Origin of the sequence: Stenotrophomonas sp. GZD-301 (genome assembly GCF_049310345.1) — a bacterium.
Taxonomy (GTDB): Bacteria; Pseudomonadota; Gammaproteobacteria; order Xanthomonadales; family Xanthomonadaceae; genus Stenotrophomonas.
Genome location: NZ_JBMOWY010000026.1, coordinates 39,976 through 65,601 on the forward strand (window position 1 = coordinate 39,976; position 25,626 = coordinate 65,601).

A 25,626-nucleotide genomic window follows, 5' to 3' on the forward strand; every position below is an offset into this window, starting at 1 on the left:
TTCTAGAAATCGTAACGGACGCTGAGACTGTACTGGCGCGGCGGCCCATAGAAACCAATCAGCGTGCCGACCGCCGGAATGTTGTAGCCGGTGGTGCGGTATTCCTTGTCGGCCAGGTTGTCGCCCTGCAGCGAGAAGGTCCACGCGTCATCAAGCCGCCAGATCACCCCGGCACTGACCAGCCCGTAGCCCTCCTGGCGGATAACCGGGCTCAGGTCCGTGGTCGGCCACACCTCGCTCTGGTAGCTGTAGCCCACCCGGGCGGACAGGTTGCCGCCGCTGGCCAGGTCGGTGCGGTACTCCACGTTCAAGGCGCCCGAGTACTTCGGTGCATTGGTGAATTTCATCTGGTCGGCAACGTTGACGCCGCGGTCCATGTACTCGTCGTACTTCGTGTCCAGCCAGGCCAGGTTGCCGGTGATCAACCAGTGCTGGGTCGGCAGATACTGGTACTCCACTTCCAGCCCGTTGACGGTGCCGGCGCCGGCGTTGGTGAAGTCACCGAAGAAGGCGTCGTCCACGCCATCGCCATTGGTATCGATGCCGGTGAACACCGACAGCTGGATGTCCTTGTACTTGTTGTGGAACGCCGACAGGTTCAGGAACAGCCGCTGGTCGAGGAAGGCCATCTTGCTGCCGATCTCGAGGCTGTCCACGGTCTCGTCATCGAACGGTTCGGCCGAACGTGGCACTGCAACAGCGTTGGCGCGGATGTTGTAGCCGCCGGACTTGAAGCCACGCGTGGCCAGCCCATAGACCATGATGTCCGGGGTGATCTGGTAATCCAGCGACACCTTGGGCGAGACGTTCTTGAAGTTGGTGGTCTTGTCAAAATCGGCGGCCACCGCAATGGGTCTGCTGAAGGTCGCGTCGGCGTAGAAGCGGTTCAACACGATCGCGCGCTTGTCCTCATCGGTGTAGCGGGCGCCGAGGTCGAGCTTGAGCTTGTTGGTCAGGTCGAACGTCCAATCGGCATACAGCGCGATGCTGTCGGTCAGTACCTTGCCGCGGGTATCGCCAAACTGCAGGTTGAAGAAGTTGTTGCGGATCTGCCCGCCGGCTTCGCCACTGAACTGGTACAGGCCGACCACGCCGCGCACCCGGCCGCCCGCGTCGTAGTTGAGCTGCAGCTCGTTGCTGACCTGGTTGTCGTTGTAGGTACCGCCAACGTCGGCCAGCTTCACCGGCGTGCTGTCGAAGTCGATGTTGGCCTCGCTGTCGGACTCGCGCTTGGCCACCACGTACTTCAGCGCCACATCCTCAGTGGGCCGCCAGTTCACCGTGGCCGAGGCACCCTTGGTTTCCACGCTGTTGAGGTTGCGCATGCCCGAGCGGATGTCGTAGCGGTCGTCCATCGGCGGGTAGGCGGGGGTGAACGGGTTGGGCGCCAGCATCTTGGAGCCGCGCATGCCGGATTGGTCGTCAATCCAGTCCAACGCGAACTGCACGTCGAAATCGTCACCCGCATACGCGCCCAGGTTCAGGCGTGCCGCATTGATCTGCTTGTCGCTGACCGGCTGGCCGTTGTAGGTGTTCTCACCGAAGCCGTCATTGTTCATGCTGGCCACTGCCACGCGCGCACGCAGGCCGCTGTCGGCACCGCCCAGCGGGCCACCGATGGCCGCCTTGGCATCGAGCTGGCTGTAGTTGCCCACGGTGATCTGGGCAAACCCTTCGGTCTCGGTGGGCAGGCCACGCGAGATGTACTTGATCGCGCCGCCGATGGTGTTCTTGCCATACAGCGTGCCCTGCGGGCCACGCAGCACCTCGATGCGCGAAACGTCGAACACGTCCAGCAGCGCTCCCTGCGGGCGTGCGATGTATACGTCGTCCAGGTAGATGCCCACGCCAGGATCGGCGCCCCAGGTGGGGTCGGACTGGCCAATGCCGCGGATGTACGCGGTGACCGTGCTGCTCGCGCCGCGTGCGGCGTAGATGGTCAGGTTGGGCACCAGCGCGTCCAGGTCGCTGATGTCCTGCACGTTCATTTTGTCCAGCGCCTCGGAGGTAAAGGCGGTGACCGCCACCGGCACCTCCTGCAGGGTTTCCTCGCGCTTGCGGGCCGTGACGGTGATGCTGTCCAGGTTGGTGGGCGTAACGGACTTGCCTGCCGTCGATGCCGCCTGTGGCGCCTCCTGTGCCAGTACCGGCCCGGAGGCCAACAGCGCGCCGATCATAAGACTCAGACAATTCCGCTTCATTCGGTCCTCCCCCAAGGCATGTACGTTGCAGATGGCCCTATGCCACCCATGACGCCTAGGCTAACGGCGCCGTGGTGCACCCGCGAGTGGACCTAGGTCCAGTCGGCAGCGGCCGTCAGATCCGGATACTGGGCGCCTCCTCATCTGGAAGCGCCGCATGTCGTTACTGATCGTACTTGCAGCGTTGGCCTTCCTCATGCTGGTGGCCTACCGCGGCTACAGCGTGATTCTGTTTGCTCCCATCGCCGCACTCGGCGCGGTGCTGCTGACCGACCCGTCGCTGGTGGCACCGATGTTCACCGGCCTGTTCATGGACAAGATGGTCGGCTTCCTCAAGCTGTACTTCCCGGTGTTCCTGCTGGGCGCGGTGTTCGGCAAGCTGATCGAACTGTCCGGCTTCTCCCGCTCCATCGTCGGCGCGGCCATCCGGCTGTTCGGCCCGCAGCGGGCGATGCTGTCCATCGTGCTGGTGTCGGGCCTGCTCACCTACGGGGGCGTGTCGCTGTTCGTGGTGGTGTTCGCGGTGTATCCGTTCGCCGCCGAGATGTTCCGCCAGAGCAACATCCCCAAGCGCCTGATTCCGGCCACGCTGGCGGTAGGTGGCTTCAGCTTCACGATGGACGCGCTGCCCGGCACCCCGCAGATCCAGAACATCATCCCGACCACCTTCTTCGGCACCGATACCTGGGCCGCACCGGTACTGGGCATTCTCGGCAGCGTGTTCGTACTTGCCGTGGGCATGGCGTACCTGGAGTGGCGCCGCCGCGCTGCGCTGCGCACGGGAGAGGGCTACGGCGACCCGGCCACCCTGGTGAACGAGCCGGCGCCCTTTGCCGGCACCCACCTGGCGCATGCCGGCATTGCCATCCTGCCGCTGGTACTGGTGTTCGTCTCCAACAAACTGTTCACCCTGGGCATACCGCAGTGGTATGGCAGCGAGCACAGCTTCATCCCGTCGATCATGGGCAGCGCCGCGCCGCTGGTGCAGGACGTGCAGAAGATCGGCGCGATCTGGGCCGTGGTGGGTGCGCTGCTGGTGGGCATTCTCTCCGTGCTGGCGCTGGCCTGGCGCCCGGTGGTGGCCCAGTTCGCCGACGGCACGCGTACCGCGATCAGCGGCGCGGTACTGGCGGCCATGAATACCGCCTCGGAATATGGCTTCGGCGCGGTGATTGCCGCCTTGCCGGGCTTCATGGTGGTGGCCAATGCACTGGGCTCGATCAAGGACCCGCTGCTGCACGAAGCGGTCACGGTCACCGGCCTGGCCGGCGTCACCGGCTCGGCCTCCGGCGGCATGAGCATCGCGCTGGCGGCGATGTCGGAGACCTTCATCGCCAACGCGCAGGCCGCGGGCATTCCGATGGAGGTGCTGCACCGCGTGGCCTCGATGGCGTCCGGCGGCATGGACAGCCTGCCGCACAACGGGGCGGTGATCACCCTGCTGATGGTGACCGGGCTGACCCATCGCCAGGCCTACAAGGACATCTTCGCCGTCACGATCATCAAGACCCTCGCGGTGTTCGTGGTGATCGGCATCTATTACGCCACCGGCTGGGTTTGATGGCGGCAACGCACCACCCTCTGGAAGGCTGGTCCACGAGGAGTTCCGGTACCACTTCATCCACGACTCACGCATGAGGATCTGGTCATGAAATCTGGAATCGATTCGATCAAGGCCGCACTGCTGGTGCTGTGCACCTGGCTGGCCACGGCGGGCACTGCCGCTGCCGCCGGCCCCGCCGGGCATTGGGATATTGGCCTGTACGGCAACCTGTTCGGCAGCCGCGAGTACCAGGTATGGGTGCCCGCGAACTATCAGGCAACGCAGCCCATGCCCATGCCCCTGCTGCTGGTGCTGCACGGCTGCGTGACCGGCCCCAACCTGATGGGCGAGGCCTCCGGCTTCAACGAGGTGGCCGACACCGAAGGCTTCATCGTGGTCTACCCGCGCCAGAACGTCACCGCCAACCCGGCACGCTGCTGGAACTGGCAGTTGCCGATCAACCAGGCACGCGGCAGTGGCGAGGCCTCCATCCTGGCCGGCATCGTGGAGAACGTGAAGGCCGATTACAGCGTGGACCCGCGCCGGGTCTACGTAACCGGCATCTCCGCCGGCGGGGCGATGACCTCGATCATGCTCGCCTGCTATTCCGACGTGTTCGCGGCCGGCGCGGTGCATGCCGGCGGCATGTACAAGGGCGCCACCACCGTCTCCGGCAGCGCCTACGCGCTGTTGGCCGGCAGCATCTACTCGCCCGACAGCAACGGCCGGCTGGCCTGGCAATGCTCGGGCTCGCCGCAGCCGCGCCCGCTCCCGGTGCTGGTGTTCCACGGCAGCGCCGATGCCACGGTGAACCCGGTGAACGGGCAGCAGGCCGTGCGCCAGTTCCTGCAGACCAACGACCTGGCCGACGATGGCGTGGACAACGACTCGGTGAAGTACGTGCCGACCAGCACCTTCAATGGCCAGGTGCCGGGTGGCCGCGCCTACACGGTGGACACCTATACCTACGGCGGCAGGACGCTGGTGCAGCACTACGTGGTGCACGGGATGGGCCATGCCTGGAGCGGCAGCCAGTCCGGCCTGCCGTTCACCGACCCGAACGGGCCGGACGCCACCTTGATCACGTGGGTGTTCCTGAAGGATCACCTGCGCTGAGCAGGGCGCCAAATGCGTCATCCATTTCCGCCGGTACTCGCCTGCCAACGCGGGAAGGCCAACACGAATCCCGTGACGGCCTTCCTGCTTGAAAAGCGCTGTGCCTCACGAAATTCTGCATGGCGAGGGGTGATGGACGCTCCGGATAGCCCACCCCAATCGGATATCGAGGGACGGATGTTTGAAACAACTTCCGTTACCCTCATTCCCGCGACAGGGTTGCGCCCCGGAGCGTAAGAACTCCTGTAGATGCACAGCACGCTGTACGCAACATGTCGGGAGGGTGGCGAAATACAACACCTTCGCGGAAATACGTCGCGCCGGATCTACACGGTTCTTAACCTCCCGACTCCCTCGCCATTCCGGCGAGGGAGGTTTCCCATCGGAGGCCCACCATGTCCAGTCGTACCAACGATGCATCCCCCAGCGAAGCGGCCAGGCAGAAGCTCTGGTGGCGCACCCCCAGAAGCATCCTCACCAACGCACTCCACCACGACGGCCTGGAAACCTACCCAGGCTGCCCGCCCATCCCGTGCCTGAAGCTGCGGGGGTTGTGGATACACGCGCTGGGCATCGAGCCCGGCACCCGGCTGTATGTACAGACCAGACCCGGCGGGATCATGCTCACCGTAAATGCGCCTGCGGCAGCCGATGCCCCCGTGGTTGCGTACCGCGCGCCGCCGCGCAGCTTCTCCGCCTCGATGGAGGTCTATCGGGGGTAGGGGAGGGCGGCCACGCTACCCTCAGCCGGGCAGCTCACATTTCATCCTGCCGTCCACGTAGTACGGCTTGGGCACGTTCGGGTTGTCGCTGGTCTTCTCGAAGACCACCTCGAACGATGCCGCGTCGGGCGAGCCCTTGCGCTCGGTGCACGCGTCCTGCAGCTTCTTCTTTACCGCCGTGATGCCGGCATCGCGGTTGGCGCCGTCGGCGCTGTTGGTGAGATTCACGGTTTCAGCCGACGCAACCGCGCTGAACCCGATCAGGCAACCCGCAATCAATAGGGTGTGGAGCTTGGTCATGAAGCACGTCCTTGCAGAATGGAATGGGCGTCCAGCATAGGGCGGGCGGGTGAAGAGCCCGTGGTCGGCGGGCGGAGAAACGGCAGGCGCAGGCGCGACTGGCCATCACTCTCCTGACGTCCCCGGCGGCGGGCGGTCGTCACGCTCATGCCAGGGCGGAAGCCGCAGCGCATGGCGTTCCAGCATGGCGTTGATGCAGGCGCGCGCATGGTCGTTCTCCGCGTGCTCGCATTGGTCCAGAATTTCACCGCTCAGCCGTTCAAACTGCGGCCAGAACTGCGCCGGATGCCGCACACGCGCCACCCAGTGGGCCAGCATGTCATCCAGCGCATCCAGCTGTCCCTGTATTTCGGGGCGCACGCTCATCCCGGGGGCCCACCCAGTTCAAGCGCCACACGGTAGTGATGACCGTCGTCGCGGAGCCGGACGGTCAGGTCCGGCTGCAGGATGCCATCCACATGCAGCGTGGGCTGCGCGCGTTCAGTGCGGGTCACCACGAACTCATAGCGGCTGCGGCCGAAGCGGTAGCTCAATTCGAACGACGGCCAGTGATCGGGCAGGCACGGGGCAAGCGACAGACGATCGCCCTGGCGGCGAATGCCCAGCAGGGATTCGACCAGCAGGCGATACATCCACCCTGCCGACCCGGTGTACCACGTCCAGCCACCTCGCCCGACGTGGGGCGACACGGCGTATACATCGGCGGCCAGCACGTAGGGTTCAACGCGGTAGGTCTGCACCGCCTCCGGGTCCAGCGCGTGGTTGAGCGGGTTGATCATGCCGGCCAGCTCCCAGGCACGCATTGCGTCTCCCTGCTGTGCGAATGCCATCGCCGCCCACACTGCGGCGTGGGTGTACTGGCCACCATTCTCACGCACGCCCGGTACGTAACCTCGAATGTAGCCAGGGTCTTCCGTGGTCTGGTCGAAGGGAGGATCGAGGAGCTGGATGAGTTTGGCGTCCTTCTGCACCAGATGCGTATAGAGCGATTCCAGTGCCTGCTGGGCACGCTCAGGCGCGGCAACGCCCGACAGCACCGACCAGCTCTGGGAGATCGAGTCGATGCGGCATTCCTGGTTCTGTGACGAGCCCAACGGGGTGCCGTTGTCGAACCAGGCGCGGCGATACCACGCCCCGTCCCAGGCATGCTGTTCCAGGTTGTGAGACAGGCGCTCGGCCTGCTGCTGGCACCACTGCGCACGCGGCGCATCGCCTCGCGCGTTGGCCAGCGCGACGAAGCGGCGAAGCGTGTCATGGAGGAAGAAGCCGAGCCACACACTTTCACCGCGCTGCTGGTCGCCGACGCGGTTCATGCCGTCGTTCCAGTCGCCGCTCCCCATCAACGGAATCCCGCGTTCGCCGAGCAACCGGCAACCGCGTTCGAGCGCCAGGACGCAGTGGGCATACAGGGTGCCGCGCTGTGCCGACGGGGTCGGCATGTCGTAGTAGCCTTCCTCTTCCGGCGTCACCGCGCGCCCCTCGATGTAGCCAACCGCTTCGTCCAGCACGCTGGCGTCGCCGGTGACCTCGAAGTAGCGGCAGGCGCCATGCGGCAACCACAGGTAGTCGTCCGAGCAGCGGGTGCGCACGCCGCGACCCTGCGGCGGGTGCCACCAATGCATCACGTCGCCTTCGGTGAACTGATGTGCCGCGCACAGCAGCAGGTGTTCACGGGTCAGGTCCGGGCGCGCGTGCACGAGCGCGAGCGCGTCCTGCAGCTGGTCGCGGAAGCCAAACGCGCCACCCGACTGATAGTAGCCACTGCGCGCCAGGTAGCGGCAGCCCAGGGTCTGGTAGACCAGCCAGCCATTGGCCAGTGCATCCAGCGCGGGGTCTGGCGTACGCACCTGCACCGCAGCCAGCACATTGCGCCAGTGGATGCGCACGGCGTCCAGCGCATCGATGGCTTCCTGATTGCCCTTGCGGCTGCGTGCCAACGCGAGCGTCTCCTCACGGTCGCGCCCCGCGCCAAGGCGGAACGTGGTTTCGCTGCGGTCGCCCGGCGCCAGCTCCAGTGGCACCTGGATCGCCGCGCAGGGGTCCAGGCCTGCACCCGCCCGACCATCCAGCCGTTCGCGTCGCAATGCCGCCGGTGCGTGCAGGCCGCCGTTGCGGCCGATGAACTCCAGGCGGTCACAGGTCCAGCCGCCGTCATCGGCATCGGTGTCGAAGAAGGCCATCCGGCCGCCGAACTCGGTGCTGTAGCTGTTGCGCGCCAGCAGCGCCCCGGTCTGCGGGTCGCGCTCGGTAACCACGTGCATGCGCGATTTCGGCCGCAGGTCACCCATGACCCATTCAACGTAGCCGATGGCCAACAGCCGGCGTGACCTGCCCGACAGGTTGTGCAGCCGCAGGACCGAGAACTTCAGCGCGGCGGCGACGTCGACGAAGACCCACAGCTCGCTGACGATGCCGTCCTCGATATGCTCGTAGACCGTGTAGCCGAATCCATGACGCGTGCGGTACGCCCCGGTGCCCCTGCACGGCAGCGGCATCGGCGACCAGACACGGCCAGTGTCCTCGTCGCGCACATAGAACGCCTCGCCGCCGGTGTCCGACACCGGATCATTGAGCCAGGGCGTCAAGCGGAATTCGTGTGCGTTCTCGAACCACGTGTAGCCCGGCGCACTCTCGCTGACGACCGTGCCCAGATGGGCGTTCGCGATCACGTTGGCCCAGGGCGCCGGCGTCGGCGCACCCTCGCGCACCACCACGACATACTCGCGGCCGTCTTCGCTGAAACTGCCGGTGCCGTTGTCGAATTGGCCGGCGCCGCGATACGGAAGGAACGGCCACGGATCGTCCACGTCTTCGTCGTGCTCGGCGCCCGGGGGCAAACCGGGTTCGGGGCCCGGGTCGGCGACGACGGGCAGCTCGGTCGACGCCTCCATCGCCAGTGCCAGTTCCTGCTGCTCGCCCTGCGGCACCAGGGCCGGAATGCGGCGCGCATGCAGGGGCTGGCGTCCCACCTGCGCAGCCAACGTGCCGTCCTCGTCGCTGATCACCACGCGTGCCACCGCCTGCAACAGAATGCGGTCCTCGTGGCTCATGTTCTGCACCGGCCGCACGAAAATACCGCCAGGGCGATCAAGCAGCCCCGTCTCCGAGCTGGCGGCCACCATCCCCAGGATCTGGTCCTGCAGTTCCTGCCGATAGCCGGCCTTGCTGTCGTTCCAGATGACCAGGTCGGTGTTGAGTCCTTTCTGGCGCCAATACGCATGCGCCTGCACCAGTTGCCGGACCAGTTCCACGTTCTCCGCGTCGGTCACTTTGAGAAGGACGATGGGCAGGTCGCCCGAGATGGCATGGCCCCACAGCCCCGATTGCCCCCGCTGGTTCTGCTGCAGCACGACGTCGCCTGCGCGCAGCAGCGGATTGGCGTACAACACGTGGCTGGCCAGCCGCTCGTACAGCGACGCCTCGGCCTGGCTGGCGTTGATCTGCCTGCGCACCACCTGGCTGTGTGTCCAGGAGAGGTCGAAGACGCGGTCAGCCAGGCGGCGATCACGGTATTTGTCCACCAGTGCCTCGCAACCGGGGCGGTCGGTGCCGATGCCGTACACCATGTCCAGCTGCACGGTCTGTTCGGGCTCCAGCACCACCCGGACGCGGATGGCCACGATCGGGTCGAGCACCGAACCGTCCGTGCCGGAGAGCTCGCCGTCGGTGGCCAGCGCCTGCGGTGTCCGCGGCGTGTTGCCACGGCCGAGGAAGCGCGCACGGTCGGTTTCGTAAGAGATCGCCACCACCTCGGCGTCGTGCACCGCGACCAGATGGAACATCCACGGTGGCACTTCGTCGTGCGAACGCGGCCGGCGCGTGCACAGCACGGCCTGCTTGGCGGCCAGGATCTCGCTCTGCACGAAGAGGTTGCTGAAGGCAGGATGCGCATCGTCGGACGCGGCCGGTGCCAGCACCACTTCGGCATAGGTGGTGATCTCCACCGTGCGTTGGCGACGGCTGCGGTTGGTCAGGCGCAGGCGCCGCAGCTCGATATCGTCCTCGGCCGAGATGGCCACCTGCAGGTGGCTCTCGCAGTTGCGGCGCACACCACGGAACTCCGCCTTGGCGTCCGAGAAGATCGCCTCGTAGTTGTCCAGCGCCACGCAGGTGGGCTGGTAGGCGGCAGACCAGAACTCGCCGCTGTCCACGTCGCGCAGGTAGCAGAACGTACCCCAGGCATCGGTGGTGCCGTCCTCACGCCAGCGGGTGAGCGACAGGTCGCCGAGGCGGCTGTAGCCGCCGCCGGCATGGGTGAGCATGCCGTGGTAACGCCCGTTGGAGAGCAGCTGCACTTCCGGGCGCGGGCCACCCGGGTCGCGCAGCACGCGCAGCGAGGTCTCGTGCTCGGCCATTGCGGCGTGCTCGCCGAGCGCTTCGACCTCATGGGGATGGAAGACGCCGATGCGCGGAATGCGCTCCTGCAACAGCAGCAAGGTCGCCTGGAACTCGACATCGGCAACAAAACGACGCTGCATCGGCTGGTCGCGCAACAGGTAATCCAGCGACAGCAGCCCCATGCCCTGGTGGTGGGCCATGAACGACCGCAATAGAACATGATCCTGCCCCGGCGGCACCCGGGCAGGGGTGTAGTCGATGGCCTCGTACATGCCAAAGCGCCCGGAGAACCCCAAACTATCGAGCGCCTGCAGGTTCTGGCAGGCCGCTTCCGGCGCCACCATCAGCGCCATCATGCTGGCATAGGGTGCGATGACGCGATCCTGCCCAAGGCCGCGCTTCAGCCCCAGCCCCGGCACGCCGAACGCACGGTACTGGTAGTTGAGGCGGGCATCGACGGCGTTGTAGCCCGATTCGGACACGCCCCACGGCAGGTTCAGCGTACGGCCGTAGACGATCTGCGCCTCGACCGCATGCCGCGCGGTCTGGTCGAGCAGCGTATCCGGATAGCTCGGCATCACCAGCTGCGGCATGAGGTACTCGAACATCGAGCCACTCCATGACAACAGTGTGGGCGTGCCGTTGACCTCGGTGAGCATCCGGCCGAGCGCGAACCAGCTCTCCTGCGCCAACTGGCCCTGGGCAATGGCGACGAAGGCGCACAGCCGCGCTTCGGAGGCCAGCAGGTCGTAGAAGCTGTTGTCGAGGCGGTGGTCGTCGACGTTGTAGCCGATCGAGAGCAGGTTGCGGGTGCGGTAGAACAGGAATCCGTATTCCATCAGCGAGAACTGCCCGGCGCGGTGCGCCAGCGCCTGCAGGTGCACGATGCGCGCGCGCGCATCCGCGCCGGCCGTACCGGGCAGGGCGGCCAACTGGCGCAGGCTCGGCACCGGCGCCTCGGCGTCCGCGCCGGCATCGGCGGGGAGGTCGGCAAGTGAGGCCAGGGCGGCATGGCATTCGGCAGCGAACAGGGCCGGCCAGTGCAGTTCACCGTCCTCCGGCGTTGGCGGCGCCGGCCACTGCGCCAGCACGGCGTCGGCCAGACCGGCCAGCTCCTGCAGCCGGGCAAGCAGCTGCGCCAACCCGCGGGGGCGGTCGGTGCGCGTGGCGACCAGGCGCTGGCGAAGGTGGTTGAGCGCCTCCTCCAGACGCGGGTCGCCGGCGCGATGGCGCTGCCGTTCCTCTTCCAGCACGCCGAGCGTATCGGCGAGGCCGTTGAAGGTATGCGGCGCCAGCACCGGCGCATCCACCAGCGCGAGCAGGCCCTGCCGCAGCGTCAGCAGGTGGCCGGCGAGGTTGCCGCTGTCCACCGTGGAGACGTAGCGCGGTGGCAGCGGTGCGAGGGTTTCGGTGTCGTACCAGTTCAGGAAATGGCCGCGATGGCGCTGCAGCTGGTCCAGCGTATCGAACGCCAGGGCGGTACGTTGCGCTACAGCACCCTGCTGGAGATAGCCGAAATCCCATGCAGACAGATTGGCCAGCAGGGACAGGCCGATGTTGGTCGGCGAGGTGCGCCGCGCCACCACAAGCGTCGGGTGCTCCTGGATGTTGTCCGGCGGCAGCCAGTGATCCTGCTCGCGCACCCAGGCCTGGAAGAACGACCAGGTGCGCCGCGCCAGCCGGCCAAGGAACGCCCGCTGTGTCACGGAAAGCTCCGCCACGCTCGCAGCCGGCGGCCGGCCCAGCCACGCCATCAACGCCGGCGCGAAGGTCCACGCCAACAGCAGGGGCAGGGCGACAGGCAGCGCCTGCGGACGCACGCTGGCCACCACCGCCGCCAGCGCGAGCGCCAGCAGCGACGCCGGCGCCATCACCCGCCATTCCGCAGAGCGGTCGCTGCCGAGGCGGCGCTCGACTTCGCTGGAGGGGTTCCATTGCAGCAGGTGGCGGCGGGTGACGCCCATGCGCCAGAGCGTGCGCAGCACCGCGCCACAGGCCAGCAATGCCTCGTAGGGCAGGCAGGCTACCTGGGTGGCCGCGCGCAGCAACGACTGCAGCGTACCGCGCCCGACCATGATGTAGTGCGCTTCCAGCGGCGTGTCGTCCGGCACGCTCAGCGCATCGCGCAGCATGCCGATCAGCGGCGGCGCGAACCACAACGCCAACACCCATGCCGTCCAGGCCGCCGGGTGGTCGGCAGCCAGCCATCCCGCTACCAGCAGGGCCAGGGCACCGATCGGCACCAGGCTCCGGCGCAGGTTGTCCAGCAGCTTGCCGCGCGACAGCAGGCTGAGCCGGTTGCGTGCCCATCCGGCGCCCGGGCGCGGTGCCCACGGCAACAGCCAGGGCAACAGCTGCCAGTCGCCGCGGATCCAGCGCGACCGGCGCTTGGCGTCAGCGGCGTAGCGTTCGGGATAGTCTTCGTACAGGCGCACGTCGCTGACCAGCCCTGCGCGTGCATAGCAGCCTTCCAGCAGGTCGTGGCTGAGGATGCGGTTCTCGGGCAGGCGGCGCTCGAGCGCGTGCTCGAAGGCGTCGACGTCATAGATGCCCTTGCCGACGAACGAGCCTTCGTCGAACAGGTCCTGGTAGACGTCGGACACCATGCGGGTGTACGGATCGATGCCGGGCTCGCTGCCGAACATCCTGGCAAACCGCGAGGTACGCCGCGTGCCCAGGCTGGTGCCGACGCTGGGCTGCAGGATGCCGTAGCCCTCCACCACGCGTTGCAGCGTCGGATCGAAGCGCGGGCGGTTGAGCGGGTGCGCCAGCGTGGCGACGAATGCGCGGGCGGCATCCCGCGGAAGCTGCGTGTCCGAGTCCAGCGTGATGACGTAGCGGACGCCGACCAGGGCAGCCGCGTCACCGACGACGCGCATGAACGCGGCCGCATTGCCGTGGCGGAGCAGGGCATTGAGCGCGGCCAGCTTGCCGCGCTTGCGCTCGTGCCCCATCCACACCCCTTCGCCCGGGTTCCATTGCCTGGGGCGGTGCAGCAGATAGAAGCGGTCGCCGCGATCTGGCGCGTAACGTCGGTTCAATTCCTCGATCCGCTCCACGGCGTGCGCAAGCAGAGTGTCATCGGCCGGCGTCGTGGCTGCCGCGGCGTCGAGAAAGTCCGTCAGCAGCACGAAGCGCAGCTGCGGATCGCGGTTGGCCAGGAAGCGGACCTCGAGCGCCTCGGTCAGCACATCGATGCCGTCGTTGCTGGACAGCATGGACGGCACCGCGACCACGGTGGAACAGGCGGCAGGGATCCCTTCGCTGAAATCGAGCTTGGGCAGCGGCCGGGGCGTGACCAGTACCGTCGCGGTCCAGTTCACCAGGACGATGCCCAGCTCGCTGAACACCAGCAGCCCCAACAGGGCGGCCAGCCAGACGGGCACCGCACCACTGCCCGATGCCAGCAGGCCAGCGGTGGCCACCACCGCCAGCAGGGCGATCGGCAGCAGGTACAGCGCCAGCGGCACGCGATGCGCCAGTCGCCGTGCCTTGCGGCGGCGTGGCGCCGCCTCCGCCACCGCTCCAACGGTGGCGTTCACCCCTTCGCCGACGAGCCAATAGCCCACGTGCGTGCGTGGCCCATCAAGCGATGCGGCCGCCCGCGCCAGGTCCAGCGCGATGGTCGCAACGCGCTCCTCCGCCACGCGGCTGCCACGGGCGATCTTCTCCACCACGTGGCGATACGCATCGCGGGTGCCGAAATCCATCTGCGCATAGACGGCCATCGGGTCTTCCCGCAGCCGCTGCTCGACCACACTCATGTCTTCGACAAAGGTGCGCCAATCCATCGTGGAGAGAAAGCGCAGGCTGCCGATGCTGTTGCCGATGGAGACCTGGTCGGCGGCCTGCTGCTGCCCCTCGGCGGCGACCAGTTCGTCGATGCGCTGCCCAGCCGCGGCTGCCCACTGCTCCAGCCAGGCGACAGGCATGGCCCATGCGCCGCCGCGTCCCTGCAGCGACCGGGTGAGCTCGGCGATGAACGCGCCGGTCAGCGGCGGTGCGGAGCGCGCCATGTCGGCAACCACCAGGACCACATCGGTAGGGGTATCGGACGCCGCGCGGTTGAGGTTGTCTGCCCATTGCGCCGCCAGGCGACGGTCGGTGCCATCGCGCATCACCCGCGCCGCCATACGGCGCAGATTCTCCAGCAGGGCCAGGCGCAGCATGATGGGAACGGCCCACAGTTCGCCCAGGCTCAGCGGCGCGAGCGACTGGTACGAGGCGATGAAACGGCCCAGCGTATCGGCGTCAATTCGCCCATCGCCGTGCGCGATGGCCTGCATCGACAGCTCATACACGCGCGGCAGCCCGGCCGATGGGCCGGAGGCAAGCGAAGGCAACTGCCGGCTGTAGCCGCGCGGCAGGTGGCGCCGCGCGGTCTGGATCTGTTCTTCGATCAGGTAGTAGTTGTCGAGCAGCCATTCGCCCGCCGGGGTCACCGGCCGCTGCTCGCGCACCACGCTGCTGAGCAGGGTGTTGGCGTCTTCGAGGACACGCTCGTTGGCCTGCAGGCGGTCGAGCAGGCGCTCAGGGCTCGGCCGCGTCCGCACGCGATGCTGCCGCGCCAGTGCGCGGCCGTACACCTCCATCTGTTCCACGCTGTACAGTGCGGCCCGCAGCGGCCCCTCGGTGGCCTCGATGGCTGGAACCGCAGCCTGGCGCTCACGCCAACGCCAACGCACCAGACGACGCAGGCGCAGCCAGCGGCCAAAAAGACGGGGGAGGTGGGGCATGGGGTACCGGGGGAGGGAGGCAGATCGCCTCCTGCATAGTTGCATTCGGGGTGCCGTGGTAGCCGTGAAGGCGAAGTTCAGCGGCCGCCGCCGGCGCTCGGCGGGCTCCGACGAACTGCCTTGACCGCATCGGGGCCGGCGGGCTTCACGGTCAGGAGCCGGCCGTGAAACGCCGCGCACGCTTTCTGGGCGTTCCGGAACAGGGCGCGTGCCGACCGCTGGCTAGAGTGAAATCGCCGCTGACAGACAGGCGCCCGAGGCGACAGGAGGGGCCGCAGCGCGCCGGTACCGGCAGGTCAACACGCTACGGCGCTGCCGGAAGACAGACTACTCACACGAATCGAGGGACATCACAATGAAATCGATCATCCTGGTCGCGGTACTGCTGTGGGCATCCATCGCGACCGCCCACGCGAAGCAGTGTTACGAGGGCCAAGCAACCGTGAAGCAGGCGGCGCCGGCAAACATGTGCACGCAGACGGAAAAGGGGTATGCCAACACCGGCAAGGGGCCGCTCACGCACGCTGGCTGCACGGCCGCCAAGAACCAGGCGGCGACCAAGCTGAGGGCTCGAGTTCAGGAATCGTGCCGGGCCTATGTCCAGACCTATGACTCGTGCACGGTCATCGACGTCCAATCCTGCAGCTGACGCGCGAGCCACTACCAGGCTTCCCGGGCCTCAGTGCCTGGGAAGCCTGCGCATGACCCCTGCAAGGCCCTGCGATCGCCCTGACGCGCTGGCATCAGCCAGCGGTTGCGCCACCTTTCATCACCGCCTTGGCCCGCTCAAGCCAAGCGGCGTGATGGCTCCGCGTAAAACGCGACCAATGACCGGAATCGTCGATGATGCTGGCAAACAAGCCGTGCGCGCGTTGCCGGTCGTCCGCATCTGGCTGGGCCAACAGCCACTCCGCATAACGGCAGCGCGCAGCCACGTCATTGCCGCACTCTACAGCGCGCTCGAATGCCGCACGGGCTCCCGGCGAATTACCTGCCGCCAGCGCCTCGGCGTACAGCAGCATCTGCTCGGGCTGCCGGCGGGTCTCCGGATGCCGCTCGAACATGCCTTCCAGGGCTTCCACGGCGAGCGCGGCCTCCCCTGATTCAAGGCGTGCGCGGGCAAGCCCAGCAAGGATGTGCGGCTCATCGCCGAGCGGTGAGCTGGCGGCCTTCTCAAAGAGGGGGAGGGCTTCGTGCACATTGCCTGCGTCCAGCAGCACCGAGGCCAAGCGAACCCGGTTCTGCAGGGTCGGCGCATGCGCCAGCTCAGCCCGCGCGTTGTGCAGATCCTGTCCCGGGTTGATCAGCCGGTTGGCCGCGCGCAGGGTCTGCCGCGCGCCGCGCGAGTGGCGGATCTCGGGAAAGTAGATCGCCAGGAAGTAGACAACGCTGCCCAGCAACGGGAACGAGAAAAGGAGAATGAGCCAGTAGAGGCTCTGGCCAGAGCGGATGGCGTGGACCGCGAAGAAGATGGCGGCCAGTACATGGAGTCCGATTCCGAGGAAAGGCATTTCATTCCGCCGCGTCCGTTGGGGAGGCGAACTATAGTATTTCTCGGGGTCGGGGGGACAGAGGCGGGGGGAGCGGGGGATGCCGGGGAGGGGGCAGGCCGCGGGTTCGCCTTCGCCTGCGTCCCACCGGCAGCAGGCGGTTCACGGCCAGAGCCGCCAGGCAGGCTCTGGCCGCCACCGCTGCCTCCAACGTCGGCAGTGCATTTCCGATGTCGCTGCAGCACAATCGACCTGGAAGCGCTTGGCTCCGGCAGAAGCTTCAAAGATTGCGTACTCACATTCGTGCAAGGAAGCGCTCATGACACGACAAATCACAAAACTCGTCATCGGCACGGGCATCATGGCCATCGCGACGCACGTCGGGGCCAGCGAATTTCTGATCGACATGCAAGGTGCAGTCGGAAATCGTGTCAATGTCTACGCCAATGACGCGACGATCGACCGCACACCGATCAGTGATGTCATGAATCCTGGCCCAAATTGGATCCGTCAGATTGATTTGACAATGGTCTATGAAGCGGTCGACCAACCCCTATGGTTGGAATATAAACTCCAGTTCAAATGCCCCAAGCCGAGTCAGCGCGGCCGTGGCGCAGCCAAGCGCAAGGCTGATTCAACCGGCATGTTGGACACGCCGGAATCCGTGGAATTCCGGGTGGCCAGCGGCACAAAGTCCATGAAACAGGATCCGGCGATCATCGATCTCCAGCCCACCGATTGGCAAAGTACCACCAGCTACACGATGCGACAGGCATGGAATGTAGCCTGCAACAGTGACAGCATTATCGCCGCCAAAGAAGCTGTGGCGGTCAATCGTGTATTCAAGGCCGACACATTGCGATCAAAACTGGCAGCCATTGGTTTGAATGGACTGGAACTGGTCCCCGATGGACTGTCGATGAGCTTGCTCGCCGACTTTACCTGGGAAAAGCTGTGGTCCGATGTACCGAAGCCCGCGATCAATAACGGCCGCAAGCTGACGCCAGCAGAAACGGCAGCGCTCAGGGCAAAATTGGCCCAGATGCAGCAACAAGTAACCGACGCGCAAGGGAAGGTGCAGGGCAATCTGGCGGCGATGAAGACCGATCTGGATTTTACTCAGACCGCCGCTGACTACCGGGGAAAAAGGCGTTTAAAGCGCAGTGAATCGATCCTGATCCAGGTGTGGGCGGGCAAGACTGAGCAAGAGGTCGTCGCGGCGAACGGCAACCCGGTTGTCCGTCAGGCCGGGATCGCGCGGACGCTCTCTTATGGGCAGTCCTTTGACAATCGCGTCATGTGGCAGAATCTCGCGACCGGCGCGACCTATGACGGCGGCGGTTATAAAACCTGCAACGTCCGCTATGTGCTGATCCCGGACAGCGCCGGGATGCTGAGGGTTGCCGATGTGAATGTCTTCGGTGAAGCGCGTGGCGACACAAGAGGGTTGGGTGACGCTTGCGCCGACATCTTGAACGTGCCAAACGGCTGACATCACGGCCTATTTTCGAGCCGCGCTCATGCAAGCCGAAAGCTGGCGATACGCCAGCTGCAACTGGACAACCTTTGACCGGAACACCTCTTTCCCCTGAAATTGGATGGCGAGCTCATTGCTGTCCGGCTTTTCCTTCACCGATTTCTGCACGTCGATGGTCAGCAACAACGCCCCACTGGTCTGGCCCGGCAGGCTCACATGGGCGGCCTGAACGTTCTGCGTGGCGTGGTTGGTAGATGACAAGGTGATCGGAGCGATCTCGGACTTTGTCACCGGGGGGATTGCCTTGCTGATGAACCAAACGCCGCCATGACCCTTTCGCGCCATCCCGGCGTCGGCGGGACCGCGAAGCGAAAAGGTGGAATCTGGCGTGATGAAATTAACCGAGCAGTGGTAACCGGTGTTGACGGGTTCGCGTACCAGCACCCAACTGCCCTCAACCCCTTTGTAGAAGGATTCGCTGAACATCGGCTTATCCGGATCTGCGCCGCCGAGCAACTCAGGGGCGACCTGAGCAACGCAGGGGCTGGTCCAAGCCAGGGTGACTGCTACGCCGATCAGCCAATTCATCATCTGAAATCGTTCTCCATTCGTTGGTCCTTGACGTCCGGTTTCGTGCAATTCTTGTCCTGACCCTATGCAAGCGGCTACGGGCCATAGCTTAGCCTTCCAGGAATGCCGTGTAACGCTTTGCACGCCACGTACTTGTTTGAGGGTCTTAGCGGATCAGAGTGGGGGCAATCGGGCAGCGCGGGCGGAAAGCTGGCGATGATGTTCAAGCGCGGCGGGATCAGTCTTCAGCGCCCTCTATTCAGCCAGGATATTGGGGGATCAAGCTGATTATGAGGGTTCATCAGGGGTAGGGCAGGTGCCCGTACGTAGCCAATATGGAACAGACGGCCTGCGGAGAGAGTAGGCAGGCTTGCTAGGTGGAGGTAAAGGAGGGGCGTCAGCTCTCCTCTTAGATGAGCAATTCTGATCAAGGGTCGCAGATGCATGAGGTTTACACTTCTTACTGAAGGGAGGGTCGCAGGTGCCTTGACGCTGCAAATACCGACTTGCGCGTATGCGCGTCGGAGGAACTTGCTCGCCACGTCAAGAAAACGTCACGAGATTGGAGGCATTAGCAGCCGTTGATGGCGTGCGCTGATGTAGTAACATCCGCTCATCGATGCCTAGGGGGGCGCTGGCGTGACAGAGATTCAGCACAAGGGGCCTACTCTTGCTGTAGAGACGGTTGCTTGGCTCGTCCAAGGCGGGCCATTCCCAAAAGACCTTGTCGTTAAGACATTGGACTCAAATGGGGAGACCTATACCCAGCGCTTCGAGATCTTGGACCGAGATTGTCAAGGATTCATTGAGCCCCTCAATCATTCTCGCCGTGGCACGAAAGGCTTCGTTCTGCGGGTTAAGGAGCACTTGGACGGTGGGCGCGAGATGGCCGCAAAGCTGACTCTACCGGACGACTACGATGGGTCAACACCCCTCATCGAGTTGGCGAATGCGAAACGCCTAAAGGGCGCTGGAGGGCTCATACATCTCCCGAGCTCTGTAGGCACCGTAGCTCGCTTCGAAGGCGAACCCAGCGCCAATGGTGCGCGCGACTGGGTATGTTTCATCAGCGACTGGCTTCCGGGCCAAACTATCGAAGAGATTGTGCGCCGGACCCCAAACGTGGTGACTGCAAGCTTAATTGCTCGCGTGGCTATTGAGCTACTTACAGCAGTTCGATTCTTCGAGGCTCGTGGCCTTAAGCACGACGACCTCCATCTGGGTAATTTGATGCTTGTATCGCCTGACCCAGACTTGGTGGCAATCGATCCAGAACGCCGTGACCCTCACCTGACAGTAATAGACATTGGCAGTACGAAGGACATCGATAGGTCAACTAGAAAAGACGACGATGATTGGTCATCAGTAGCACGATGCCTGGCCACGCTCTACAACGTACTGCACCAGAACCGGCGCGAGGCGAGTCGCTATCCGGAGTTCATGAGGCATTTCCGAGCATTTATTGAGCAGATATCGGACGAGGATCCCAGCCGCTTCTTCCCCGACCCTGGAGACTATATTTCTCGGCTTCGCGAAGCCGCCGCAACCATCACCCTTCAGCCACGCCGAGGCAACCAATTCGAGCCATTTAGCGCGATCAGTGCAGAACACCTTGCGAGCGATGAGCTGCTGTTAAAGCTATTTGTTGAGAGCCTGCCTTGGATTGAATTGGTGTCCAAGGGTGATCCATGCCTACTTTTCGGCCCGCGCGGCTGTGGAAAGTCAATGGTGTTCCGCTATCTGAGCGTCCGCACACACGTTTCTGCGCGAAACGCACCAGCAGCTGCATTAAGGAAGACAGGGTTCTTCGGAGTGTACATAGGCTGCGCGAGCGATCTTGGGAATGACCTTCAATGGCTTACCAGAAAGCAAGGCAGAACGGCAGAGCGTGCGCAGGAGATTACCACCTACTTTAACCTTGTTCTAGCTCGTGAATTGTTTCGATCACTGGCCACATGCGCCCAAGCTCCTGCTGTTGCCAATGAGCTTGGATTGTCAGATACCGTGAAGATATCAATAGCAGAGCACGTAATTCAACAGTGCGGTAGCGCACTTAGCATGTTGCGAATCAAGGGTATGGATCTATTCCAATCCTGCGTAGACGCTCTGGATCAAGCGCGGTTAAATCTAAGCCGTGACCTGATCGCGTCCAGACCGCCAACGTCGCCAGCCTTACCAGCTACTTTTATCCGCGACCTGAGCAGGCATATTCTTAGTGTCGCCCCTAACTTCGATCATTGCAGAATTACGTTCTTGCTCGATGACTACACACAGTCACGATTACATGCCGACATTCAGAAGATTCTCAACACGATTGTCTGGCAGCGGGACAGTAGCTTTACGTTCATGGTGTCCTCCGAACCGTACGGCTTTGATACCACTCACTTTGACGGAGCACAGATCGACGCCAATCGTGAGTTCACGCCTATTGATGCAGGCTCATTGACTCTCGGCAATGATAAGCGGGCACAACGTCGAATATTCATTACCAATCTACTGAATAAACGATTGCAAACAGCAAAATATGAAGGAACTGCAGAAGTACTGATCGGAGAGAGCACATTCAAGGAAGACACTGACCTGGCATTGGCCATTCGCGGCGAGAAGCACCAATCTAGGAGTGGAAAAAAGACTCACTATCATGGACTGCATGTGCTCTCTGACGCCTGGAGTGGAGATGTGGCGACCATTCTTCATATCATGCGAGAAATGTTTGCGCGCGCCAAGGTCGATGCGAAGACCGTCCGGCCGATCACGGCAGAGATGCAACACGACTCTATAACTAAAATATCCAGCGGAATGCGCGCGCGCGTTCGAGACCTCCATCCATTCGGCGACCAAATGCATCGGATTATGGCGGCATTTGGCGACACGGCTGCAAGGATTCTCGTTGAAGGGAAGCTGCAGGACGTTGAAGGCAATGCATGCCCTCAGCGCCGCTATCGAATGGAGATGAGCCTCTCCCCGGGCAGTACGTTGGATGCTGAATTGTTGAAAGAGGCCAATGGTGAGCACTTGGTTGCACTGCGAAAGGAGCTTGTCAGGAGGGGAGTATTCATCGAGCACCCGGAAAGTCGAGGCAAGGAATCTCCAGGCCATCGCACAGTTCGCTGGGAGCTCCGCACGTCTGTTTTGCCGAGTTTCGGAACCTCATTGATTCGAAAGGACTACATCGACGTCAAGCGAATCGAGGACTTCGTGGAGCTTCTGATGAAGCCGGACGTTTACATGGAGAAGGTGTGGCTCCGGTACGGTGGCGACAGTGCACTCTTCGAGCATACCCAAGGGGTGTTGCTGTGAGCGCGCGCAAGCCATTCCTCGTTAAGGCTGCCAGTGTCGAAGATGCTGTCGCACAGCTTCCAACGCTTGAAGAGTGGACGGGGTCGTTCGATGATGATGTCGATCTTCTAATCGTTTCACGTGGATTCGAGAAGCGCGCTTGCGCATTCCCGGAGGACCTTACGAAGCGTGGCGCGAAAGTCCGCGGATCCATTCTTCTCGGGCGCTATAGAACCAACGCGCAGGACAACGACCACCGCGCCGAAGAGCTAATGCCTTTTCTTGACGCAATCGCAACTTCCGCCCACACCCAGTGTGATGCAGATACGCCTTCAGAGGTGCGGCAAGCTATCCATGCGGCGCTGGACAAATTGCCTGATTCAGCGCCGTGCCACGTCGCCTTCGACATCAGCGCGTGCTCGTCTACGTTCATCTTGTCGGTGCTATTGACTTTAATGGCGATGGATCGCCCCTTGAAGTTGACTGTGCTATATGCGACGGCCGCCGTCTACCACACGCCGAAGGATGACGATACCGGCCGGCCAGTTATCCAGTGGGCCGAGGCTGACCAGCGAGAACAGGGGGTTTCAGACGTGGGCATCAATGAGCTGCAGACTGGCATTCATCATGATCACCTACCTGGATTCGCCATCGCAGTTCCGTCAATGTTCGGCACTCGACTGCAACGCTGCCTAGCCTATTTGGGATTGGATTCCCTCAGCACCGAAGAGCAGGAGGTATTCTGGCTTCTTCCAGACACGGATAGTGAAGATCACAAATGGCGACACGATTCCGTTATGCGGACGGTCATGAACATCATGAGCTGCTCCGAAGAAGAGGTCGCTGCCGATCTTCCTCCCGAAGCTTTTGGGCACTGCGGAGCCCTAGATTACAAAGAATGCACAAGACTGGTCATGCGCGAAATTGATCGTCGCGCTGGAGCCAATGTTTCGATGATTCACATGGGGACAAAACTACAAGCTGTAGGCATTGCGCTGGCCCTGTCAGCGCGTCCTGAGGTTTCGTTAGCATATGCAAGGCCTGAGGCGTTTACTGCGAAGTCTTACTCCGATGGTGTTGGCACGCTGCGGAAAATTGTGTTCGAAAATTTGCGTCAGAACGTGGAGCGCTTGGCCCGCATTGGAACTTTGCAGGTCGAGGCGTGCTGATTTATGACTAAATTAAATACACCTTGCGACTTGAACTCGACCGGACAGATCCTTCTCTGTTTGACTACTTTGCGTCACCACCGCTTCGTGGAAGACATAATTAATATCGTCGGATTGCCGAAGGGGGCACATCTTCGTTTGCGTTACAGCAAGACTTATGTCTCAAATGGCGTGTGGGGTAAGGTGGAGCAGGGCGCGGTACCAAATGCTCAGATCCTGATTGCTCTCGGGGCAAGCTCTGAAACCGACTGCAACGTCGTGACGCCCCTTCGGACTGCACGCATCGTCAGCGCGAAATGCCAAGGTCAGCTTCTTGTATTGGACGTCGCGCTGTCTGACTTCGCTTACGAAGCGCAGCAAGAAGGTCAGTTTTGGTCAGAAGCGCAGTCCAAAGCAAGCGGGCTACCACAATCTTTTCGCTCATCAGAGCGGGGACCAGGTGACTACTTACAGTTGATTCAAGGCCCCCTCGACAGCTTGACGACCGGCGCATCCGTAGATGCCTGGGAAATCGTCGCCCAACGTGTGCTGGCGCAGGATGACCTTCTCCATGAGGACGCCGCCTGCATTCCGTTTTTGTACCATCTCACCGGTCTGTCCGCCCGGATGCAAGGTGCCTTAGATAAAAAAGGTGCGCTCATGATCGATTCTGGTGCAAGCGTCGCTTTCGACATGCATTCAGTGACACGCAGTCGGCAGAAGATCCTGCGCAATCCCCTTGGTGAAGTGATTCTGGAGCTTTCCCACCCCTCTGCGGCTTTCGTGACTTCGCGCCGTCTCCGCGTCGATTCTTCGCGGGATATAAAGCGTTTGCAGATGTTCACTTCCACACTGTTTAGACGCGCACATGGGCATCTATCCCTCCGACTGATCGAATTCAGAAGCGAGAAAAGTGATGAAGGCAAAGGCCAAGCGCTTGAACGGCTTACTCCGGGAGAGGATCGAGCCAAGGCAGTCATTGCGCGATACGACTTCCCGTTAGCCGTAGGACGATGGCGGCCGGTAGTTGCATCTCTTAGCTTGGCTCTTAGTTCTGCCGTTTTGGCATGGGATAAGCCTGACGCAGGTGAGCTCATTCAATCAAGCTTGATCGTTCCTGCGATCGTAGGCGGGCTCGCATTCTTTGCGCTTGCACTCGGTTTCTGGAAAGAAGGGGCCGGCTAGGCGGCAGTTTAATTTCTAAGAGCCTCCTCGAAGAGCGCATGGCTGTCGATCGCGTTCCATTGGGGGTTGCGTAACACACGCGGACCGCACCACCGCTCCTGCCAATGTTGAGTCCATTCCTCGTCATCGAAATCGATCGGGTCTGCAGTGGCGCCTCTTTGACACACATCGCTTAGGTTGCGTACAAGTGGCAAGATGAAGACTTGGCGTTGTATCCCGTGGGCTAGGCACTGACGTGGCACGCCAAGACCTAGCAAGGTGCGCATTATGTTCTGCCAGCGCACCTTTGGGCCATTCCCGAAGCCAGCCGAAACGTGCTGCCCCGTGGTTCTTAACCAGTCGGCCATCACTGGATAAAGGTGTTCCAAATGAACCGTGCCATAGCCCTTGGTGTAACCTAGGGGCTCCGCAAGTAAAGTGTCTTTGAATCGCAAGCGGTTATAGATAGAGCTACGACCAAAGGCGCTAGCCGTTGTAATGGCGATTAACGGTTGTGGCACCCGCTCTTTAAGCTGGGTTGTGACGCTATTCCCGTAGGCGCGCCAGTATGCCTGCCGGATCTGGTTGGAACACATGAGGCCTGCAACCAACTTTCCGCCGAGCAAGGGCGCATATGCGGGCATTGCACCTACGGTGTAGGCGTCAAGAGTATTGTTAACAACCGCTAGCTTTCGACCTTTCTCGACACCAAGGTAAGAGTCGCGGCACGCAAGATCCGCCGAGGGAGACTGTAGCCCCAGAATTCCGATCACTGCCTCGTGGTGGCGGTCCATCACAAGGAAACGTAAGCGGCGCCCATATCCCTTTGAGAAGGGCATTGACCAGTAGCCACGGCCAATGCGGAATAGGTCACCTTCGAGGGAACGCTGGGTCACCGGCACGAGGATTGGGTCGATCTTCGCGGGTTCGATCGCGATCGGGTTGGGAAAATAGCGGCGGTGACGTACATAGAGCCGCCGCAGTTCGGCGTACGACACTTCCCGATCATGCGTCTTTGCTTGAATGTGTAGGCGTCGCAGAACCGTCTTGTCAGATGTTCGGACCGCCTCTTGGCAAGACTTCCAGGCCTCTTGAATTCGCTCCGCAAGCGCGCCGTCGTCCACAACCGTCCCTGGCAGCCCGCATGAAGAGGGCTTGCCTGTGTCTAGAAGCAGGGTAGGGGTCACGCGCATGTCGCATTTCGCCAGCAATGCATCGATCCTGTCAAATTTTCAACAACTGTGATTTGGATGACTCAATCCTCAAGGAGGTGGGCAGCAGGATTCGCAGAAGCCCCGCCGGCCTGAAAGTATCCCACGACGCTCGAAACAGACAGTTGCTTGGTCAGTTGCATGATCGCTGGCAATGCCACGCCTTGGCGGCCGGCCTCGGTCACAACTCCTGATGCGCCCGTCGCTGTACGATCTCACCGACTGCAGCCGGGATAGGGGCGTTCCCAACCGCTGTTTCCACATCCGCCGGAAACCGGTGCCGCACCGTAGCCAAAGTCCACGGTCCCACACGAGGATGGACATCTTCTCC

General features: G+C 63.0%; 15 protein-coding genes. 8 read left to right on the top strand and 7 right to left on the bottom strand.

Translation table 11 applies throughout. The features are described 5' to 3' along the window. Positions 1–2 precede the first annotated feature (2 nt). A complete protein-coding gene (locus ACO6VK_RS06755) occupies positions 3–2,201 on the bottom strand; it encodes a TonB-dependent receptor (RefSeq protein ID WP_422506137.1) in 2,199 nt (732 codons plus the stop codon). A 157-nt stretch (positions 2,202–2,358) separates the two neighbouring features. Between ACO6VK_RS06755 and ACO6VK_RS06760 the strand changes: the two genes are divergently transcribed. The 3 genes from ACO6VK_RS06760 (at position 2,359) to ACO6VK_RS06770 (ending at position 5,582) form a co-directional block, all read left to right on the top strand. Next, positions 2,359–3,762, top strand: coding sequence for a GntP family permease (locus tag ACO6VK_RS06760; protein WP_411851030.1), 1,404 nt, complete (start codon positions 2,359–2,361; stop codon positions 3,760–3,762). An 87-nt stretch (positions 3,763–3,849) separates the two neighbouring features. After that, positions 3,850–4,860 (top strand): alpha/beta hydrolase family esterase, encoded by a 1,011-nt coding sequence (locus ACO6VK_RS06765; RefSeq protein ID WP_422506138.1) that lies wholly within the window; start codon positions 3,850–3,852, stop codon positions 4,858–4,860. A 395-nt stretch (positions 4,861–5,255) separates the two neighbouring features. Continuing rightward, positions 5,256–5,582, top strand: a complete 327-nt coding sequence (locus ACO6VK_RS06770) for a hypothetical protein (protein ID WP_422506139.1) — start codon at positions 5,256–5,258, stop codon at positions 5,580–5,582. Positions 5,583–5,603: 21 nt separating this feature from the next. On the opposite strand, the gene ACO6VK_RS06775 is transcribed toward ACO6VK_RS06770, so the two are convergent. From ACO6VK_RS06775 to ACO6VK_RS06785, 3 genes are all read right to left on the bottom strand, one after another. Continuing rightward, positions 5,604–5,882 carry a hypothetical protein gene (locus tag ACO6VK_RS06775; protein WP_422506140.1) on the bottom strand — a complete coding sequence of 93 codons (279 nt, stop codon included), beginning with the start codon at positions 5,880–5,882 and terminating at the stop codon, positions 5,604–5,606. Between the two features lie 105 nt (positions 5,883–5,987). Further along, positions 5,988–6,248 carry a hypothetical protein gene (locus ACO6VK_RS06780; protein ID WP_422506141.1) on the bottom strand — a complete coding sequence of 87 codons (261 nt, stop codon included), beginning with the start codon at positions 6,246–6,248 and terminating at the stop codon, positions 5,988–5,990. Next, entirely contained in the window at positions 6,245–14,956 is an 8,712-nt protein-coding gene (locus tag ACO6VK_RS06785; protein WP_422506142.1) for a GH36-type glycosyl hydrolase domain-containing protein, read from the bottom strand. The genes ACO6VK_RS06780 and ACO6VK_RS06785 overlap by 4 nt, the downstream gene beginning before the upstream one ends. A gap of 355 nt (positions 14,957–15,311) precedes the next feature. On the opposite strand from ACO6VK_RS06785, the gene ACO6VK_RS06790 reads away from it, so the two are divergent. Beyond that, positions 15,312–15,605, top strand: coding sequence for a hypothetical protein (locus ACO6VK_RS06790; protein WP_422506143.1), 294 nt, complete (start codon positions 15,312–15,314; stop codon positions 15,603–15,605). Between the two features lie 94 nt (positions 15,606–15,699). Here ACO6VK_RS06790 and ACO6VK_RS06795 read toward each other — a convergent pair whose 3' ends face one another. After that, a complete protein-coding gene (locus ACO6VK_RS06795) occupies positions 15,700–16,467 on the bottom strand; it encodes a hypothetical protein (protein ID WP_422506144.1) in 768 nt (255 codons plus the stop codon). 337 nt (positions 16,468–16,804) lie between these two features. Between ACO6VK_RS06795 and ACO6VK_RS06800 the strand changes: the two genes are divergently transcribed. Further along, the gene (locus ACO6VK_RS06800) at positions 16,805–17,938 is read left to right on the top strand and encodes a hypothetical protein (RefSeq protein ID WP_422506179.1); all 1,134 of its coding nucleotides are present in this window, start codon (positions 16,805–16,807) and stop codon (positions 17,936–17,938) included. A 9-nt stretch (positions 17,939–17,947) separates the two neighbouring features. Here the strand turns inward: ACO6VK_RS06800 and ACO6VK_RS06805 are convergent, their stop codons facing one another. Then, positions 17,948–18,514: a hypothetical protein gene (locus tag ACO6VK_RS06805; protein WP_422506145.1), complete on the bottom strand. Its 567-nt coding sequence runs from the start codon at positions 18,512–18,514 to the stop codon at positions 17,948–17,950. A gap of 864 nt (positions 18,515–19,378) precedes the next feature. Here ACO6VK_RS06805 and ACO6VK_RS06810 point away from each other — a divergent pair. Genes ACO6VK_RS06810 through ACO6VK_RS06820 form a run of 3 tightly spaced genes read left to right on the top strand, consistent with a single transcriptional unit; the run spans position 19,379 to position 24,105 of the window. After that, on the top strand, positions 19,379–21,793 hold the full coding sequence (locus tag ACO6VK_RS06810; RefSeq protein WP_422506146.1) for a hypothetical protein: 2,415 nt from the start codon (positions 19,379–19,381) through the stop codon (positions 21,791–21,793). Further along, complete coding sequence (locus tag ACO6VK_RS06815; RefSeq protein ID WP_422506147.1) at positions 21,790–22,941, top strand: hypothetical protein; 1,152 nt, start codon at positions 21,790–21,792, stop codon at positions 22,939–22,941. Before ACO6VK_RS06810 ends, ACO6VK_RS06815 begins: the two co-directional genes overlap by 4 nt. Before the next feature lie 3 nt (positions 22,942–22,944). Beyond that, the gene (locus ACO6VK_RS06820) at positions 22,945–24,105 is read left to right on the top strand and encodes a hypothetical protein (protein ID WP_422506148.1); all 1,161 of its coding nucleotides are present in this window, start codon (positions 22,945–22,947) and stop codon (positions 24,103–24,105) included. 8 nt (positions 24,106–24,113) lie between these two features. On the opposite strand, the gene ACO6VK_RS06825 is transcribed toward ACO6VK_RS06820, so the two are convergent. Further along, the gene (locus ACO6VK_RS06825; RefSeq protein WP_422506149.1) at positions 24,114–25,277 is read right to left on the bottom strand and encodes a Druantia anti-phage system protein DruA; all 1,164 of its coding nucleotides are present in this window, start codon (positions 25,275–25,277) and stop codon (positions 24,114–24,116) included. Positions 25,278–25,626: the final 349 nt, after the last annotated feature.